Genomic DNA, 16,187 nt, shown 5'->3' on the forward strand with positions numbered 1-16,187 from the left:
CGCGGCGGGCCGGGCCCGGCGGAAATGACCCGCCGCGCCCGGCCCGCCGGCCGGATGCCGGCTACCAGATCTGGTCGACCCACTCCGGGTGGTCGATGAACGGGTTCCGGTTGTGCTGGTACTTGTCGAATATCACCTGGTTACGGTGCTGTTCGAAGGCGGACGGCGGGTCCTGCTTGCTCCACTCCTTGAGGACCGAGAGCCGGCCGATGTACGGCTGGGAGCCGTTGTCGACCTTGTCGTTGGGCTCCAGGTCGGGGAATCCGTCGTCGCCGTCATAGCGGACGGCCATGTAGAGGATCATGCGGGCGACATCGCCCTTGTCCGCGTCGCGGGGCTCGAAGGAGTCGCCGTCGGTGTAGTTGCCCGGCGCCTCGCCGACCTCCGTACCGCCGTCGTCGAAGTCCTTGTTGCCCCGGGTGCTGTTGACGGACACATCCGCCGGGCGCAGATGGTGGATGTCGGTTCCGGGTCCGGTGGCGGTACCGAAGTCGCCATGGGACTTCGCCCAGACGTGCTCACGATTCCAGTCGTCCGGATTGCCGCCGTTGGAGTTCTTGCTCTGCGAACGCCCGGAATACAGCAGAATGACGTTCGCGCTGTTGGCCGGGTCCTCGTCGGTGTTCTTGAGGGCGTCCCAGACCTGGGAGTACGTCAGCTTTCCGGTCTGGGTGCTGCTGATGATCCGGTGCAGCGAATCCTTGAGCGCCTGGCCGGTCTTGCCTATGGCGTCTTTGTAGTACGTGTCGTCATATGCCGTGTCGTCAAATGCGCCGACGGATATGGACGCACGCTGAGCTATGGACGCGGTGCCGGATCCGTGGTGTGCGGCCGGGGCGGCGGTCGCACTGGCCGGGATCTGTGCAGCCACCGCCACGCATACCGTTCCTACGGCGATGGCCAGCGCGGTGCGCCCGCGGCGGGTTACGCGGATGTTGTCCACGAAGGGTGTCCTCTCCCCGAATTGTGGCACCGTGCCGTGAAATGTGTGGGGCACGGCCGGCGCCGGCCGTTGGGAATACGGCCGCAGGAAGCTTTCCATCGCGGTAATCACCACAGTGTGAACACGAGGGAAGGATTATGTGTCCACCCCGTGGCAACTACCGAATTCCCCCGAAACCGCGGCACCGCGATCGATCCGCCGTCAGGAGCGGGCCGTACACAGGTATTTCGGGTCGGCAGCCGGGGCGGCAACCGGTTCCGGCTCCGGCTCCAGGTCGACCACATCCGGCACCGCCGCCGATGCCGCACCGGAGCGGCGGAGGAGGTCCGGCACCAGGGTGCCGATCCCGATGACGGCCAGCGCGGCGCCGACCCACAACGGCGCCCGGAATCCAAAGGAGTTGATCGCCAGACCGCCGACCGAGGAACCGACGATGACACCGAGGGTGATGAAGGAGGAGTGCACCGTATTCACCAACGGCCGTGCATTTCCGGTGCGTTGTACGCGCGTGGCCATGGCCGGATTCATCGTGACACCGACCAGACCGATCCCCGTCATCAGCATCACCGCCGGCACGGCGAGGTGGGCGAACACGGCGAACCCGACGAGAAAGAGGAAATTCAGTGCCAGGCCGACGAGTTGGACGGCAACCGCGTGCCGGTCGGCCAGCCGCCCGACGACGGTGTTGCCGAGGACGGTCGCGGCACCGTATCCGATAAGCAGCAGCGGAACGGTGTCCGCGCGGAATCCGGTGACCTCGGTGAGAATCGGATGGAAATAGCTGAACGCGGAGAACGTCGCGCCGATGATCAGTGTGCTGGTGGACAGCGCCAGCCACAGCCGGGGATTTTTGAAGGCGACGAGTTCCTCCCGGACGCCGCCACCACCCTCGGCGCGTCCCAGCCGGGGCACTCCGGCAAGTGTGGCGAGCGCGGCAAGCACCGTGATCCCCGAAATGACCCAGAACGCCACCCGCCAGCCGAAACGTTCACCGACAATCGTCGACAGCGGAAGGCCCAGCAGAGTGCCGAGCATCAGCCCGTTCATGGCCAGTGCGATGGCGCGGCCGCGGACCTCCGGCCGGGTCAGCTGGACGCAGAGCGAAATCGCCACTCCGAAGAATGCCTGCGAGGCGACCCCGGTGACGATCCGCGCCGCCAGCATGACCCCGTAGTCCGGCGCGAGAGCGGCCAGCACATTGCCCGCCAGGAATATTCCGAACAGCGCCATCAGGGCCGTTTTCTGTCGGAGCTTCAGCATCGCGACGGTAAGGAACGGCCCGCCGGCCGCCATGGCCACGGCGAAGGCGGTGATGAGATAGCCGATCCGCGGGATGCTCACCGCCAGCCCCGCAGCCATCTGCGGCATCAGCCCGGCAACCACGAACTCGCTGGTCACCATGGCGAAGATGCCCATGGCCAGCAGATACACCGCGCGCGGCATGACTCGGCCCTCCCTTTTCGCAACCGATCGTTCCAATATGCGGGCAGGCGAAATCCCCCGATATCCAGGGGTGATGCACCGGGTCGGACACGCCGCCCCCACCTGCGTCGAGGACTCTACAACACTTTGGACCGACCGTTCCAAAACCATGGGTGCAAGCTCGAAGCCCCCTCAGGCAGGCCGACGGCCACGCTCAGGAACGCGGTTTGTCCCACACCAGCGAATAGCGCCACAGCAGATGGCGGCGGAAGCGGCTGCCCGGCAGACAGTCGCGCGCCGCGCGCCGGACCTCACGCCATGTCATGTCCGTGTCCTCGATCGGCATCCCCGGCGGTCCGCTCTTGCCGCCTCGGCGCCGGGCCAGAATCCGGGCGGCGGGTACGCCCGCACCGCTGATGATCCAGTCCAGCGGCGTCCCGTTGCTCGCCAGGCCAACGATCACGAGCCGGCCGCCGGGCGCGAGCAGCTCGGCCATCCGGCCGGCCGCGGCCACGAAGTCCAGATGGTGGATGACGGCCACGGCGGTGATGAGGTCATGGCCGCCGGCCGCGACGCCGTCCGCCGTCATGAAGTCCGCCTCGACGAACGTGGCGTTCGGGACCTGTGCGCCGCCCTCGCGGGCCAGCCGGATCATCTCCGCCGACCGGTCCACGCCGGTCACCTCTTGGATCCGACCGGCCAGCTTGCGGACCAGCAGACCGTCGCCGCATCCGATGTCCAGCGCCCGCGCACAGCCGTCCGGCACGGCGTCGAGCACCAGCCGGTGGTAGTGCACATTGTGATTCCAGTACGGGTCCGGCGATCCGTCAGAGGGAGACATCCGGCAAGCCTAAAGGGGCGCGCAGCCCGCTGTGCGTCCTATCGGGTGAACCCTCGCCCTCCTCGCAACCGAAAGGGCACGGCAGGCTTCCGAACACCTGACACCTTCTTCTTCGTCGAATTCCCCGAACCCTTCGACCGCGAGTTGTGGAGGCCCCGATGTCGCTGTACTGCCCCGCTCCCCCGCCGTACGGCGCGGTGCCGGATTATGTGCTGGCTCCCCCGCGCGCCGAGGACCGCCTCAACACCTGCGCGTTCGCCACGGATCTCCTCCTCCCGCCGCCCCGCCCGGAGGACCGGCTGCCTCTCGGGCCGACCCACCCCCATGACCGGCCGCTCCCTCCCCCGCGCCCCGAGGACCGGCTGCAGGCGCCCGTGGCCCTGCCCGATCGCCGGCGGCTGGACATCCAGGCCGCGCTCACCGCGGCCGGTGTCGCGCCGGCGGACGGGGACGCGGCCGCGGTGGCGGAGCTGACGGGCCTGAGCGACGCCGCCGTCCGTGCCGTCATCGACTGGATCGGGGCCGCCGCGCGGACGTCGTGGCCGCGGCCCCACGCGGTCTGAACGAGCCCTCGCCGGTCACCGCAGACCGGGCAGGCTGCGCAGTTCACCGATCTTCAGGGCGCGGGCCAGGCCGAGGAAGATCAGGGCCATGGTGAGGCCGCCGGCGGCCAGGGCCAGCGCCGGGGTCCAGCCCGCCGACACGGGCACGCCGGTGCAGGCCCGGGCCGCGAGCCAGCCGACCGCCCCGGCGATGGCGGCGGACGCGGTCAGCTTGCCGTAGGTACGGCACAGGCGCCGGCCGTCGAGGCGTCCGGACAGTCGCCGGCGCAGCAGCAGCGCGGTGACCAGCAGCCCGATTCCGTACGCGACGGTGTAGGCGCCGGCCATCGCGGTGACCGACCAGCGGGCCGGCAGCAGCAGATGGCACGCGGTGGCCAGGGCGATGTTGACGGCGCTGATCCAGAAGGCCATCCAGAACGGCGTACGGGTGTCCTCGAAGGCGTAGAAGCCGCGCAGCAGCAGGTACTGGGCAGAGAACGGGATCAGGCCGAGCCCGAAGGCCTGGAGCATATGTCCGGCGGGCGCGGCCGAGGCGACGTCCACCGTGCCGTGCGCGAACAGCAGTTGGGCGGTCTGCGGACCGAAGGCGAGGAAGAAGAAGGCCGCCGGGACGATGATGACGCCGCTGATGCGCAGCGCCCGGGAGAGGTCGTTGCGCAGATCGTCCAGTCGGTGTTCGGTGACCGCCCGGCTCATCCGCGGCAGCAGCGCCGTCACCAGCGAGACGGTGACGATCGACTGCGGCAGCATCCAGATGGTCTGGGCGTAGCTGTAGGCGGTGTATCCCACGCCCGCGGTGGGCAGTTGCTGGTCCGCGGCGTTGGCGTAGTGGGTGACGACGGTCATCGCGGCCAGGTTGGCGAGCACGAACAGCAGGGTCCAGCGGGCGGCCGCGATGCTCTTGCGCAGGCCGGTGCCGCGCCAGTCGAAGCGCGGCCGGAAGCGGAAGCCGGCGGCGCGTACGAACGGGATCAGGGCCAGGCCTTGTACGGCGATGCCGCCGGTGGTGGCGAAGCCCAGCAGGTCGATCTGGCCGGGGGTGATGTCCTCGATACGGTCCGGGCCGGCCAGCAGGCCCACGTAGATGCCGAACATCGCGATCAGCACGAAGTTGTTGAGGACCGGCGTCCACATCATCGCGCCGAACTTGCTCCGGGCGTTGAGGACTTGGCCGAGGATGAAGAACAGTCCGTAGAAGAAGATCTGCGGGAGCAGGAAGCGGGCGAAGACCACGGTGAGTTCGAAGGCGGCGTGGGTCTTGGGGGTGTCGGGCGTGTAGACGGCGACGATCTGCGGCGCGGCCCAGACCGAGAGCAGGGTGCCGACCGCGAGCACGCTCAGGACGAGGGTGACCAGCCGCTGTTCGTAGGCGCGGCCGCCGTCCGCGTGCTCGGCCCTGGCGCGGACCAGCTGCGGCACCAGCACCGAGTTCAGCGCGCCGCCGATCAGCAGGGTGTAGATGCTCATCGGGACGACATTGGCGGTGTTGTACGTGGTGGCGAGCAGGCCGGTGCCGAGCGCGCCCGCCTGGAGCACCTGCCGGATCAGTCCCGTGCCCCGGGAGACCACGGTTCCCAGCGCCATCAGGAGCGAGGAGCGCAGCAGGCCGCCGCCCTTGCCGTCCTTTCTGCGCGCGGCGTGGCGACGCCGCCCCGGGGGCGGTGTCCCCTCTGCCGGTTCCCGCTCACGGCCGGGCGGCGGGCCGTCGTCGAATATCTGCCCGGCCAGGTGCCCGTCCGGCACGCGCAGCGGCAGCGTGTCGTGTGATGCGTGTGGTGTCCCCTCCAACATGCCGTCAATCTACGTCGAACCCCGGGCGGAACTGGGCCGATCGGGCGCCGCGGGCGCACCGGAAGAGGCTGCGCCGGGCAGCGGGCGGGCGCGGTCCGGGTCGAGCAGCGGGGCGAGCAGGTCACCGTGGCGGGCGCAGCGGGGGGCGATATCGCTGAAGAGGAAGGTGAGTTGCTCCGGGTCGGTGCAGTCGGCGATCTCGTCCCAGGTGACGGGGGTGGAGACGGTGGGGGTGGCGCGGGCGCGCAGTGTGTAGGCGACGGCGGTGGTCTTGGCGGCGGCGTTCTGGGAGAAGTCGATGAAGACCTTGCCGGGGCGCAGTGCCTTGGTCATCTTGTGTACGACGAGGTCCGGGAGGGCCGCCGCGGCCTCGACGGCGAGGGTCTTGGCGTAGGCGGTGGTCCGCTCGGAGGGGGTGGGCTCGATGGGCACGATGAGGTGCAGGCCCTTGGAGCCGCTGGTCTTGGCGTAGACGTCCAGGCCGTCCGCCGCCAGCCGGTCGTGCAGCCACTGTGCCGCGGCGCAGCACTCCACGATGGTGGCCGGGGCGCCGGGGTCCAGGTCGAGGACGAGGCGGTCGGCGATCCCCGGCGCGTGCCGCGTCCACTGCGGGGTGTGCAGCTCGACGACCAGGTTCGCGGCCCAGACCAGCGAGGGCAGGTCCTGTAGCAGGACCTGCCGGGTGGGCCCCGACGTCGAATGGGGGACCTCACAGGTCTTCACCCAGGAGGGGGTGCCGGGCGGCACGTTCTTGGTGAAGAAGAGCTGGCCGTCCGGCCCGTCGGGGTAGCGCAGGAAGGACAGCGGCCGGTCGTGGAGGTGCGCGAGCAGCGCGCCTGCGGTGGTGGTCCAGTAGTGCAGCACCTCCCCCTTGGTGGTGCCGGTCTCGGGATAGAGGACCTTGTCCAGGTTGGTCAGCGAGAGGCGCCGCCCCTCCACGACGGTGATCGGCGACATACGATGAGAATCCCACACAAGGGATGAAATATGCGTTCTATTTGGAATGGGTCCATATCGTTCGGCCTGGTCACCATCCCCGTGAAGACGTACAGCGCCACCGACCGCACCTCGTCGGTCTCGTTCGTACGCATTCATGAGAAGGACGGCGCGCAGATCCAGTACCGGAAGATCTGCGAGCTGGACGGCGAGGAGGTCCCGAACGAGGAGGTCGGCAAGGGCTATCAGGCGCCGGGCGACGACGCCATCGTGCCGATCACCGACGACGATCTGTCGCGGCTGCCGCTGCCGACCGCCAAGACGCTGTCGATCCTGGCGTTCGTCGACCCCGCCGAGATCGACCCCCTCCAGCTGGACAAGTCCTACTACCTGGGCCCCAACGGGGCGGCCGCCACCAAGCCGTACACGCTGCTGCGGGAGGCGCTGGAGCACCATCAGAAGGTCGCGATCGGCAAGGTGGCGATGCGGGGGCGGGAGTCGCTGGCGATGCTGCGGGCGCACGACGGGGCGATCGTGATGCATTCGCTGCTGTGGCCCGATCAGCTCCGGCCCGCCAACGGTGTCGTGCCCGAAGAGGTCGAGATCCGCGAGAAGGAGCTGACGCTGGCCGAGACCCTGATGGACTCCCTCGGCGAGCTGGACCCCGGCGAACTCCACGACGACTACCGCGAGGCCGTCGAGGAGCTGGTCGCCGCCAAGCTGGAGGGCGAGGAGCCGGTCGCCCCCGCGACCGGCACGTCCGGCGCCCAGGTCATCGATCTGACGGCGGCCCTGGAGAAGAGCGTGCGGGCGGCGCGGGGGACGCAGGAGGGCGGCGCGGAGTCGGCATCGGCGTCCGTGACCCCCATACGGGGGCGGAAGACGACGAAGAAGACCACCGCGGCCGAGGCGAAGACCACGGCCAAGACCACGGCAAAGAAGGCCCCCGCGAAGAAGACGGCGTCCGCGCCGAAGACCGCCTCGACGGCCAAGAAGACCGCGTCGAAGAGCACCGCGAAGACCCCGGCGGAGTCCCGCGCGAAAAAGACCGCGAAGACAACGGCGGAGAAGTCCACCAAGACGACCTCGAAGACAACGGCGACGGCAACCGCGACGGCAACCGCGAAGAGAACTACGGCGAAGAAGTCGGGCAAGCAGTCGTCCGCCTAGCGTCTCGCGCCTGCTCGCCCGTTCTAGAGTCTGGGTATGGCTTCAGACGAGGGGACCACCCGCATCGACAGCTGGATCTGGTCCGTACGGCTCACCAAGACCCGTTCGCTGGCCGCGGCGGCCTGCCGCGCGGGGCACGTACGGGTCAACGGCGAACGGGTGAAGCCGGCCCATGCCGTGCGCAACGGCGACGAGGTGCGGCTGCGGCACGATGGCCGGGAGCGGATCGTGGTGGTCTCGCGGCTGGTCCGCAAGCGGGTGGGCGCGGTGATCGCCGCCGAGTGCTTCATCGACAACAGCCCGCCGGCCCCGCCGCGCGAGGAGATCCCGGTGATCGCCCATCGCGACCGCGGCACCGGGCGCCCCACCAAGCGTGACCGCCGCGAGATCGATCAGCTGCGCGGCCACTGAGCCGAACCGGGCCCGCTGACTGCCGGAGGCCGGGCGTCCGGCAGTCAGCGGGCGGGCCCATGCGGCCGGCAGTCCTACGCGGCGGGCAGCGCGTCCAGATACACCCACTGGCCGTTCTCGCGGACGAAGCGGCTGTTCTCGTACTGGCTGTCGGCGTGCCCGTGCAGGCTGTAGTGCGCGCGGAACTCCACCGTGCCCTCGGCGTGGAAGGCGCTGCCCCCGGTCGTGCCGAGGATGTCCAGCCCGGTCCACCGCTGCGCCGGTTCGAGAGCGAGGCTGCCGGGGCGGGTCGACGGGTGCCAGGTGCGCAGCAGATAGCCGGTGTCACCGACGGCGAAGGCGCTGTAGCGCGAGCGCATCAGCCGCTCCGCGGTCGGGGCGGCGGCGCGGCCCTCGTGGAAGGGGGCACAGCAGTCGCGGTAGGCCTCGGCGCGTCCGCAGGGGCAGGGCGAGGTGGGGGTGACCGCGGCCGGGCGGCGCGGCTTGTTCTTCGGCTTGGACACCCCACGATTGTGCCGGTCGGCGGGGGCGGGCCACGACACGCCGACCACACGCCGGAGCGGCACGCCCTGGAGCTGCACCCATTTGGGGAATTTCAACGATAAATCACCCATTTGCAGCTTTTGGTGGCTTGATTCGTGCTGTGAGGCTGGAAGAACTCACGGTGACCGTCCCCACCACCCAGGAGAGAACCTCATGATTCTGTCCATTTCCGGCGTCGTCCTGCTCGGTGTCATCGTCTTCCTCTTCTTCCGCAAAGACGGCCTGAAGTTGTCCCACGCCCTGGTCTCCGCGCTCTTCGGGTTCTACCTCGCCAGCTCCGCCATCGCGCCGAGCATCAAGGCCGGCGGGGCGAGCCTGGCCAGTCTCCTCGGGGGGATCAAGATCTAGGGCAGGCACTTGACCCGCCCGACGACCTCATCCGGCGCACCTCCACGGTCCCCGCCCGAACGGGCCGCACCACGCCCCGTCCGGGCGGCTCCGTGCGCTGCACGCCCCCGGCTCGCCGCCCACGCCGAGCCCCCGACGACCGCACGAGCAACAGGAGAAGACGTGGCCCGGCGCCCCTTGCCCCGCATCCTGACCGACAGCGCACCGATCGCCCGTATGGCCAACAGCGCGCCGCTCGCCCGCGGCCGCGAACTCGCGCGTACCGCCGCCGACAGCGCCTCCGATGTGTTCCATCCGCTGATCACCATCGGCCGGGGACTGCGCCGGCTGGCGGCGGCCGGCCGGGGACGCTGGGCCCGGACGCCCAAGGAGCACCGCGGTCCGATGCTCGTCTTCGTGGCCGGGTGCGTGGTGATCGTGGCTCTGGTGCCGTACGGGCCGCTGCTCGCCCTGATCGCGGTGATGGGTGCGGGGGCATGGGCGGGCCGGGAGCGCACCACCGTGGAGACCGGCCCCACCGAGGCCGAGACCGAGCGGCTGCGGGCGCTCTACGAGGCGCTGGTGCCGTACCTCTCCGTCGAGGGTGACCCCAGCCCTCTGTACGCGCACGACGGCGACTGGGAGCAGGCCTTCGGCGCGTACGCCTTCGACGACAGCGGGCGGCTGGAACGTCTGCAGCTGAAGTACCCGGCGTACTTCACCGACGGTGAGGACCGGTCCCGGGCCCGCATCGAGCAGGTGCTGTACGCCAAGGCCGGCCGCGGCCGGGAGTACCACTTCGCCTGGGACGAACTGGCCAACCAGCTGACCCTGACCGTCCTGGGCGCGCTGCCCACCGATATCGCCGCGCAGCGCTTCGTCACCGCGCCGGGCGAGACGGTGCTCGGCTTCACCGACCCGGATTCCGTACAGCGGACCCTGCCGGTCGCCGGCGGGGAGGAGCCGCGGGATGTGCCGCCGGTGGTGTGGCGTACGGGGCAGCGCTCCACGGAGCCGCATCTGCTCGTCCTGGGGCAGCCGGGGACCGGCTCCACGACGCTGCTGCGCTCGATCGCGCTACAGGCGCTGCACCACGGCGATGTGCTGGTCATCGACGGCAGCGGCACCGGCGAGTTCGGGTGCCTGGCCGGGCGTCGTGGCGTGCTCGGGGTGGAGTGCGGACTGGCCGGGGCGCTGGCGACGCTGGAGTGGGCCTCGCACGAGACCGAGCGGCGGCTGATCGCGGCGAACCGGGCGCGGCAGGCCGGCCGGCCCGCGCCGGACGACACCCGGCGGCCGCTGTGGATCATCGCGGACCGTCCGACCGCGCTGGCCCATGTCGCGGTCGCGGAGGGACGGGACGATCCGCAGCGGTGGCTCCAGGTACCGCTGCGGCACGGCCGGGCGGCCCATGTGACGGTGGTCGTGGCCGACCAGTTCGAGAGCGCCGAGCTGCTGAGCGATCCGGTGCGGGCGCACACCAAGGCGCGGGTGGTGCTCGGCCCGGCCACCGTGGAGGAGGTACGGGCGGTGCTCGGGGCACCGCCGCACACCACGCCGACGGCGAGCGTGCCGCCGGGGCGCGGCTATGCGCGGCTGGGGACCGGGCCGGTGCTGCGGCTCCAAGTGCCCGCCACGCCCGACCCGCTCGACAGTGCGACGAGCGAGGTACAGCGGCGGGCGGTGCTGGCGCTGCTGCCGGAGCGCACCGTTCCGGTCGATGCGGAGGCGCCCGCCACGGCGGACGACGAGCCCGCGGTGGCCGAGGCGGAGCCGCCCCCCGATGCGGCGAAACCCGCTGCCGAGCCGGTGGGCGCGACCACCCGGGTGTCGACCGTCAAGGGCGGAGAATCCCGTGTGGTGAACGGCTCGGTGGAGGTCGTTCGCGCGGAGGGGTGAGGGTGGAGGGCACGGGTGAGGGACCGTACGGCCGACGGACCCGCGTACGGCCCACGGACCCGCATCCGCCATCCGTCTCCTGACCAACCGTCAGGCGACAAACGAATGCCGCAGCTCCGCCTCCGCCGGTGCGCCCGTCGCGACCAGTCGCGCGGCGCCGGCCAGCCGGACCGCGGCCTCGTCGGCGACCGCTCCGTTGACCGTGAACGGCAGCCGCACAAAGCCCTCGAAGGCGCCGTCCACGCCGAACCGCGGGCCGGAGGGCACCCGCACCCCGAGCCGCTCCCCCGCCTCCGCGATCCGGGAGCCGGAGAGTCCGCCGGTACGCGCCCACAGCGTGAGACCGCCGCGGGGGACGCTGAACTCCCAGTCGGGGAGGTGCCGGCGGAGTGCGGCGACGATCGCATCGCGGTTCTCGCGGGCCTGGTCGCGGCGGATGCCGATGGCCTGTTCCCAGCCGCCGTTCTCCAGGAGCGAGGCGATGGCGAGCTGCTCCAGGACCGGCGAGCCCAGGTCGGAGTAGGCGCGGGCGGCGACCAGGCTGCGGATGATGTCGGGCGCGGCGCGCACCCAGCCGATCCGCATCCCGGCCCAGAACGCCTTGCTCGCCGAGCCGACGGTGATCACGGCGCTGCCCGCGGGGTCGAACGCGCAGACCGGGCGGGGCGGTTCGGCGTCCTCGTCCAGCTGGAGCTCGGTCATGGTCTCGTCGACGACGAGGAGTGTGCCGGCCGACCGCGCGGCATCGACCAGGCGGCGGCGCTGCTCCTCGGTGGCGAGGGTGCCGGTGGGGTTGTGGAAGTCGGCGACGACATACGCCATACGCGGGGCGGCGTCGCGCATGACCTGGCGCCAGGCCGGGATGTCCCAGCCGGCCAGCCGCTCGCCGAGGGCGACCGGGACGAGCCGGGCACCGGCGTCCCGCATCAGCTGGAGGATGTTGGCGTAGGACGGGGAGTCGACGGCCACCCGCTCGCCGGGGCTCGTACACAGGCGGCAGATCGCGGCGACGGCGCCCATCGCGCCCGTGGTCACCATGATCTGTTCGGGCATGGTGGGGATACCGCGGGCGGTGTAGCGCTCGGCGAGGGCCTGGCGCAGTACGGGCAGGCCGGCGGGGTAGTCGCCGTGGGTGTGGGCGTAGAGCGGGAGGCCGGCCATCGCGCCCTGGACGGCGCGGGTGAGCCAGGGTTCGGGGGCCGGGAGGGCGGCGCAGCCGAGGTCGATCATGGAGCCGGCGGCCTCGGGGGGCAGCGGTTCCAGGCCACGGGTGGGCAGTGGGTTGCTGGCCGGGACGGCGGTCCAGCTGCCGGAGCCGCGCCGGGACTCCAGGAACCCCTCGGCGCGCAGCGCCTCGTAGGCGGCGGCGACGGTGGTGCGGCTGACGCCGAAGGCGGCGGCCAGCTCACGCTCGGCGGGGAGCCGGGCGGCGACCGGCACCCGGCCTTCCAGTACGAGGAGGCGTACGCCGTCGGCGAGGCTGCGGTAGGCGGGCAACTTTCGGCCGCCAACGGCGAGTTCGGCGGCTCGCGGGTCCTGCGACCGGAGCAGCCGGGCGAGTTGGGGCGCACCTACCGCTGAAGTCCACTGAGCCATGAAGATCAGTCCACCTTCCCCGAATTGGCTCTACTTCCCGAGCCGGGACACGCCACATGGTGTCATGCGTCGGTCCAATCCTGCCAGGAGGGGGAAAAGTCGTGTCAATAATCAGGCCCGTTTCCACAACAAGGGAAGTCGGCCCGCGGAGGGGACTGCTGGCGCGCCGGCTGGTTCAGCTCTATACGGGACTGACGCTGTACGGCGTGAGCATGGGGCTGATGCTGCGCGCCGAGCTGGGCCTGGAGCCCTGGAGCGTGCTGAACCAGGGCATATCCCGTCATACGGGGCTGTCGATCGGCACCGTCACCATCGTGTCCGGCGCGCTGATCCTGCTGCTGTGGATCCCGCTGCGCCAGCGCCCCGGCCTGGGCACGGTGTCGAACGTGGTGATCCTCGGGGCGGTGATGGACGCCACACTGGCCTGGGTGCCGGAGCTCGACTCGCTCGGTGCCCGTATTCCGCTGCTGGCGTTCGCCGTCCTCCTCAACGGCGTGGCGACCGGCCTGTACCTCTCCGCCCGCTTCGGCGCGGGGCCGCGCGACGGTCTGATGACCGGGCTGCACCAGCGGACCGGACGCCCCGTGCGCCTGGTGCGGACCTGCATCGAGGTGACGGTGCTCGCGGCCGGCTTCCTGCTCGGCGGGTCTGTCGGGGCCGGCACGGTGGTCTATGCGCTGGCCATCGGGCCGATGGCGCAGTTCTTTCTGCGCCGCTTCGCGATCAAGGGCCTGCCCGAGCAGCCGTCCCGGGTGGTGGCCGGCGGAGTGCCTTCACCTGAGCGCGCAATACTGCCGGAGTGACCCCAGCGATACGCATCCGCCACGCCTATCTCGACCACCCCACTCCGCTCCCCTTCGCCCACCGGGGCGGGGCCGCGGACGGCCTGGAGAACACCTCCACCGCCTTCCGCCGCGCGGTCGACCTCGGCTACCGCTATCTGGAGACCGATGTGCATGCCACCTCGGACGGACAGCTGGTCGCCTTCCACGACGCGACCCTCGACCGCGTCACCGACACCCGCGGCGCGATCGCGCAGCTTCCGTGGCGGGCGGTGCGCCAGGCCCGGGTAGGCGGCCGGGAGCCGCTGCCGCTGTTCGAGGAGCTGCTGGAGGAGTTCCCCGCGGCGCGCTGGAACGTCGACCTCAAGGCGGACGCCGCGCTGGCGCCGCTGCTCGATCTGCTGCGCCGCACCAACGCCTGGGACCGGGTGTGTGTCGGCTCGTTCTCGGAGGCCCGGGTGGCGCGGGCGCAGCGGCTGGCCGGCGGGCGGATGGCGAGCTCGCTCGGCACCCGTGGCGTGGCCGGTCTGCGGATGCGCTCGTACGGCCGCGGGGTGCTGCCGCTCGACCGGCTGCTGGGTGCGGCGGTGCGGCGCAGCGCGATCTGCGTACAGGTCCCCGAGCGGCAGTCCGGCATCCCGGTCGTCGATCCGCTGTTCCTGCGCGCCGCGCATGCGCTGGGCATGCAGGTGCATGTCTGGACGATCAATGACGCGGATCGGATGAGGGCGCTGTTGGATCTTGGCGTCGATGGCATCATGACCGATCACATCGAGACGCTGCGCACGGTCCTGACCGAGCGGGGGTGCTGGGTCCAGGGCGCATGAGAGGGGCCTTCGGCGCCCTGTGCCCCTCGGCCGTCCGCCGCGCCTGACGGGGACAACACGACGGGGGTGGGCGTGGAGAGCGCACAGGCAGTGGCCGAGGCCACGGACGAGGCGGCCGGCCGGCGCCGCGAACAGCGCGGCTGGTACTGGTACGACTGGGCAAACAGCGTCTACTCGACGACCGTGCTGTCGGTGTTCCTGGGGCCGTACCTGACATCGGTGGCGAACGCCGCGGCGGACGCGGACGGCTTTGTGCACCCCCTGGGCATTCCGGTGCGCGCGGGCTCCTTCTATGCGTACGCGGTCTCGACGTCGCTGCTGCTGTCGGTGCTGGCGATGCCGGTCGCCGGGGCGCTGGCCGACCGGACCGGCCGGAAGAAACCGCTGCTGGGCTGCTGCGCGTACGCGGGCGCCGCGGCGACGACCGGGATGTTCTTCCTGGGCGGCGAGCGCTATCTGCTCGGCGGGGTGCTGCTGGTCATCGCGAATGTGTCGTTCGTGGTGTCGATGATGCTCTACAACTCCTTTCTGCCGCAGATCGCCGGGCCCGACGAACGCGATGCGGTCTCCTCCCGGGGCTGGGCCTTCGGCTACGCGGCCGGGGCGCTGGTCCTGATAGCCGATCTGGTGCTCTACAGCGGGCACGACTCCTTCGGCGTCTCCGAGGGCACCGCGGTACGGATCTGCCTGGCGTCGGCGGGGCTGTGGTGGGGCGCGTTCTCGGTGATTCCGCTGCGGCGACTGCGCGACCGGCGGGCGGCGGGCGGAGCAGGGCCCGGCGGGGCCGGCGGCGCCGTCCTCGGCCAGGGGTGGCGGCAGCTGCGGGAGACGCTGCGCGATATGCGCCGCCACCCGCTCACGCTCTCCTTCCTGCTGGCCTATCTCGTCTACAACGACGGGGTGCAGACGGTGATCACCCAGGCGTCCGTCTACGGCTCCCAGGAGCTGAAGCTGGACCAGACGACCCTGATCGTGGCGATCCTGCTGGTGCAGGTGCTGGCCGCGGTGGGCGCCCTGCTGATGGGACGCCTGGCCCGGCACTACGGCGCCCGGCGCACGATCCTGGGATCGCTGGTGGCCTGGACGCTGACGATCTCGGCCGGCTCCTTCCTGCCCGTGAAGGCGCCCGGGTGGTTCTTCGTGCTGGCCGTCGGCATCGGCCTGGTCCTGGGCGGCAGCCAGGCGCTGTCGCGTTCGCTGTTCTCGCATCTGGTGCCGCGCGGCAAGGAGGCGGAGTACTTCTCCGCGTACGAGATGAGCGACCGGGGCGTGAGCTGGCTGGGGCCGCTGGTGTTCGGGGTCGCCTACCAGCTGACCGGGAGCTACCGGGACGCGATCGTGTCGCTGGTGGCGTTCTTCTTGGTCGGTTTTGTCCTGTTGGCGAGGGTGCCGGTGGGGCGGGCGATCGCGGCGGCCGGAAATCCCGTACCTGACCGGATTTAGTCCCAGGGGGTGCGGGCCGGTAGTGTACGCCTTTGGCTCACCAGGCGGACCGTTACTGCGCGCTCAACGATGGAAGGCGCTGGGTGACATCTGCTGCCAGATGTGACAAACCGGGCGCTGGTGGGTACAACAAGGGGCGGCACGACGGGCGACGCATGTCCCAATTACGGGAATCTTCACCGCCGACCGGACGTTGACCGGATGACGACGACAGCGACACCTGTCCTGTGGGCGACAAGCCCGGGAGGCACGATTCATGAGTGAGCGAGCTCTCCGCGGCACGCGACTCGTGGTGACCAGCTACGAGACCGACCGCGGCATCGACCTGGCCCCGCGCCAGGCGGTGGAGTACGCATGCCAGAACGGACATCGATTTGAGATGCCGTTCTCGGTTGAGGCCGAGATTCCGCCGGAGTGGGAGTGCAAGGTATGTGGTGCACCCTCTCTTCTGGTGGATGGCGACGGCCCCGAGGAGAAGAAGGGTAAGCCCGCGCGTACGCACTGGGACATGCTCATGGAGCGGCGCACCCGCGAGGAGCTCGAGGAGGTACTGGCCGAACGGCTGGCCGTCCTGCGCTCCGGCACCATGAACATTGCCGTGCATCCGCGCGACAGCAACCGCAAGTCCGCCTGACAACGGACTGCGCCAAGTAGCACGCAAGGGCCGGGGCCACTGCACTTCGCAGTGGCCCC

At 70.8% G+C, this 16,187-nt stretch carries 16 protein-coding genes; 9 read left to right on the plus strand and 7 right to left on the minus strand.

Annotated elements, in window-relative coordinates:
- Positions 1-61 precede the first annotated feature (61 nt).
- From DY245_RS38365 to DY245_RS38375, 3 genes are all read right to left on the minus strand, one after another.
- Complete coding sequence (locus DY245_RS38365) at positions 62-943, minus strand: endonuclease I family protein (RefSeq protein ID WP_244943522.1); 882 nt, start codon at positions 941-943, stop codon at positions 62-64.
- A gap of 201 nt (positions 944-1,144) precedes the next feature.
- Positions 1,145-2,386 carry an MFS transporter gene (locus DY245_RS38370; RefSeq protein ID WP_128511728.1) on the minus strand — a complete coding sequence of 414 codons (1,242 nt, stop codon included), beginning with the start codon at positions 2,384-2,386 and terminating at the stop codon, positions 1,145-1,147.
- A gap of 193 nt (positions 2,387-2,579) precedes the next feature.
- Positions 2,580-3,206, minus strand: coding sequence for a class I SAM-dependent methyltransferase (locus DY245_RS38375; RefSeq protein ID WP_128511729.1), 627 nt, complete (start codon positions 3,204-3,206; stop codon positions 2,580-2,582).
- A 158-nt stretch (positions 3,207-3,364) separates the two neighbouring features.
- Here DY245_RS38375 and DY245_RS38380 point away from each other — a divergent pair, with 158 nt between their 5' ends.
- Entirely contained in the window at positions 3,365-3,769 is a 405-nt protein-coding gene (locus DY245_RS38380) for a hypothetical protein (RefSeq protein WP_128511730.1), read from the plus strand.
- Positions 3,770-3,784: 15 nt separating this feature from the next.
- On the opposite strand, the gene murJ is transcribed toward DY245_RS38380, so the two are convergent.
- The gene (gene murJ / locus DY245_RS38385) at positions 3,785-5,353 is read right to left on the minus strand and encodes a murein biosynthesis integral membrane protein MurJ (protein WP_244943524.1); all 1,569 of its coding nucleotides are present in this window, start codon (positions 5,351-5,353) and stop codon (positions 3,785-3,787) included.
- A 216-nt stretch (positions 5,354-5,569) separates the two neighbouring features.
- A complete protein-coding gene (ligD, locus tag DY245_RS38390; RefSeq protein WP_128511732.1) occupies positions 5,570-6,517 on the minus strand; it encodes a non-homologous end-joining DNA ligase in 948 nt (315 codons plus the stop codon).
- A 30-nt stretch (positions 6,518-6,547) separates the two neighbouring features.
- Between ligD and ku the strand changes: the two genes are divergently transcribed.
- Together ku and DY245_RS38400 are read left to right on the plus strand one after the other, a co-directional pair.
- Complete coding sequence (ku, locus tag DY245_RS38395; protein ID WP_128511733.1) at positions 6,548-7,666, plus strand: non-homologous end joining protein Ku; 1,119 nt, start codon at positions 6,548-6,550, stop codon at positions 7,664-7,666.
- Positions 7,667-7,702: 36 nt separating this feature from the next.
- Positions 7,703-8,077 (plus strand): RNA-binding S4 domain-containing protein, encoded by a 375-nt coding sequence (locus DY245_RS38400; RefSeq protein ID WP_128511734.1) that lies wholly within the window; start codon positions 7,703-7,705, stop codon positions 8,075-8,077.
- Between the two features lie 74 nt (positions 8,078-8,151).
- Here the strand turns inward: DY245_RS38400 and DY245_RS38405 are convergent, their stop codons facing one another.
- Positions 8,152-8,580 carry a YchJ family protein gene (locus DY245_RS38405; RefSeq protein ID WP_128511735.1) on the minus strand — a complete coding sequence of 143 codons (429 nt, stop codon included), beginning with the start codon at positions 8,578-8,580 and terminating at the stop codon, positions 8,152-8,154.
- Positions 8,581-8,773: 193 nt separating this feature from the next.
- Here DY245_RS38405 and DY245_RS38410 point away from each other — a divergent pair, with 193 nt between their 5' ends.
- Positions 8,774-8,968 carry a hypothetical protein gene (locus tag DY245_RS38410; protein ID WP_018092434.1) on the plus strand — a complete coding sequence of 65 codons (195 nt, stop codon included), beginning with the start codon at positions 8,774-8,776 and terminating at the stop codon, positions 8,966-8,968.
- A 162-nt stretch (positions 8,969-9,130) separates the two neighbouring features.
- Complete coding sequence (locus DY245_RS38415) at positions 9,131-10,846, plus strand: hypothetical protein (RefSeq protein ID WP_128511736.1); 1,716 nt, start codon at positions 9,131-9,133, stop codon at positions 10,844-10,846.
- Positions 10,847-10,936: 90 nt separating this feature from the next.
- On the opposite strand, the gene DY245_RS38420 is transcribed toward DY245_RS38415, so the two are convergent.
- Positions 10,937-12,442, minus strand: coding sequence for an SCO1417 family PLP biosynthesis transcription factor (locus DY245_RS38420; RefSeq protein WP_128511737.1), 1,506 nt, complete (start codon positions 12,440-12,442; stop codon positions 10,937-10,939).
- Positions 12,443-12,552: 110 nt separating this feature from the next.
- Here DY245_RS38420 and yczE point away from each other — a divergent pair, with 110 nt between their 5' ends.
- The 4 genes from yczE (at position 12,553) to DY245_RS38440 (ending at position 16,128) form a co-directional block, all read left to right on the plus strand.
- A complete protein-coding gene (gene yczE / locus DY245_RS38425) occupies positions 12,553-13,245 on the plus strand; it encodes a membrane protein YczE (protein ID WP_483409838.1) in 693 nt (230 codons plus the stop codon).
- Positions 13,242-14,051, plus strand: a complete 810-nt coding sequence (locus DY245_RS38430) for a glycerophosphodiester phosphodiesterase family protein (protein WP_244943523.1) — start codon at positions 13,242-13,244, stop codon at positions 14,049-14,051. Before yczE ends, DY245_RS38430 begins: the two co-directional genes overlap by 4 nt.
- Positions 14,052-14,123: 72 nt before the next feature.
- On the plus strand, positions 14,124-15,494 hold the full coding sequence (locus tag DY245_RS38435) for an MFS transporter (protein WP_425329499.1): 1,371 nt from the start codon (positions 14,124-14,126) through the stop codon (positions 15,492-15,494).
- Between the two features lie 256 nt (positions 15,495-15,750).
- On the plus strand, positions 15,751-16,128 hold the full coding sequence (locus DY245_RS38440) for an RNA polymerase-binding protein RbpA (protein ID WP_026170122.1): 378 nt from the start codon (positions 15,751-15,753) through the stop codon (positions 16,126-16,128).
- The last annotated feature ends 59 nt before the right edge of the window (positions 16,129-16,187 follow it).

Source organism: Streptomyces inhibens (assembly GCF_003389455.1).
Classification (GTDB): Bacteria; Actinomycetota; Actinomycetes; order Streptomycetales; family Streptomycetaceae; genus Streptomyces; species Streptomyces inhibens.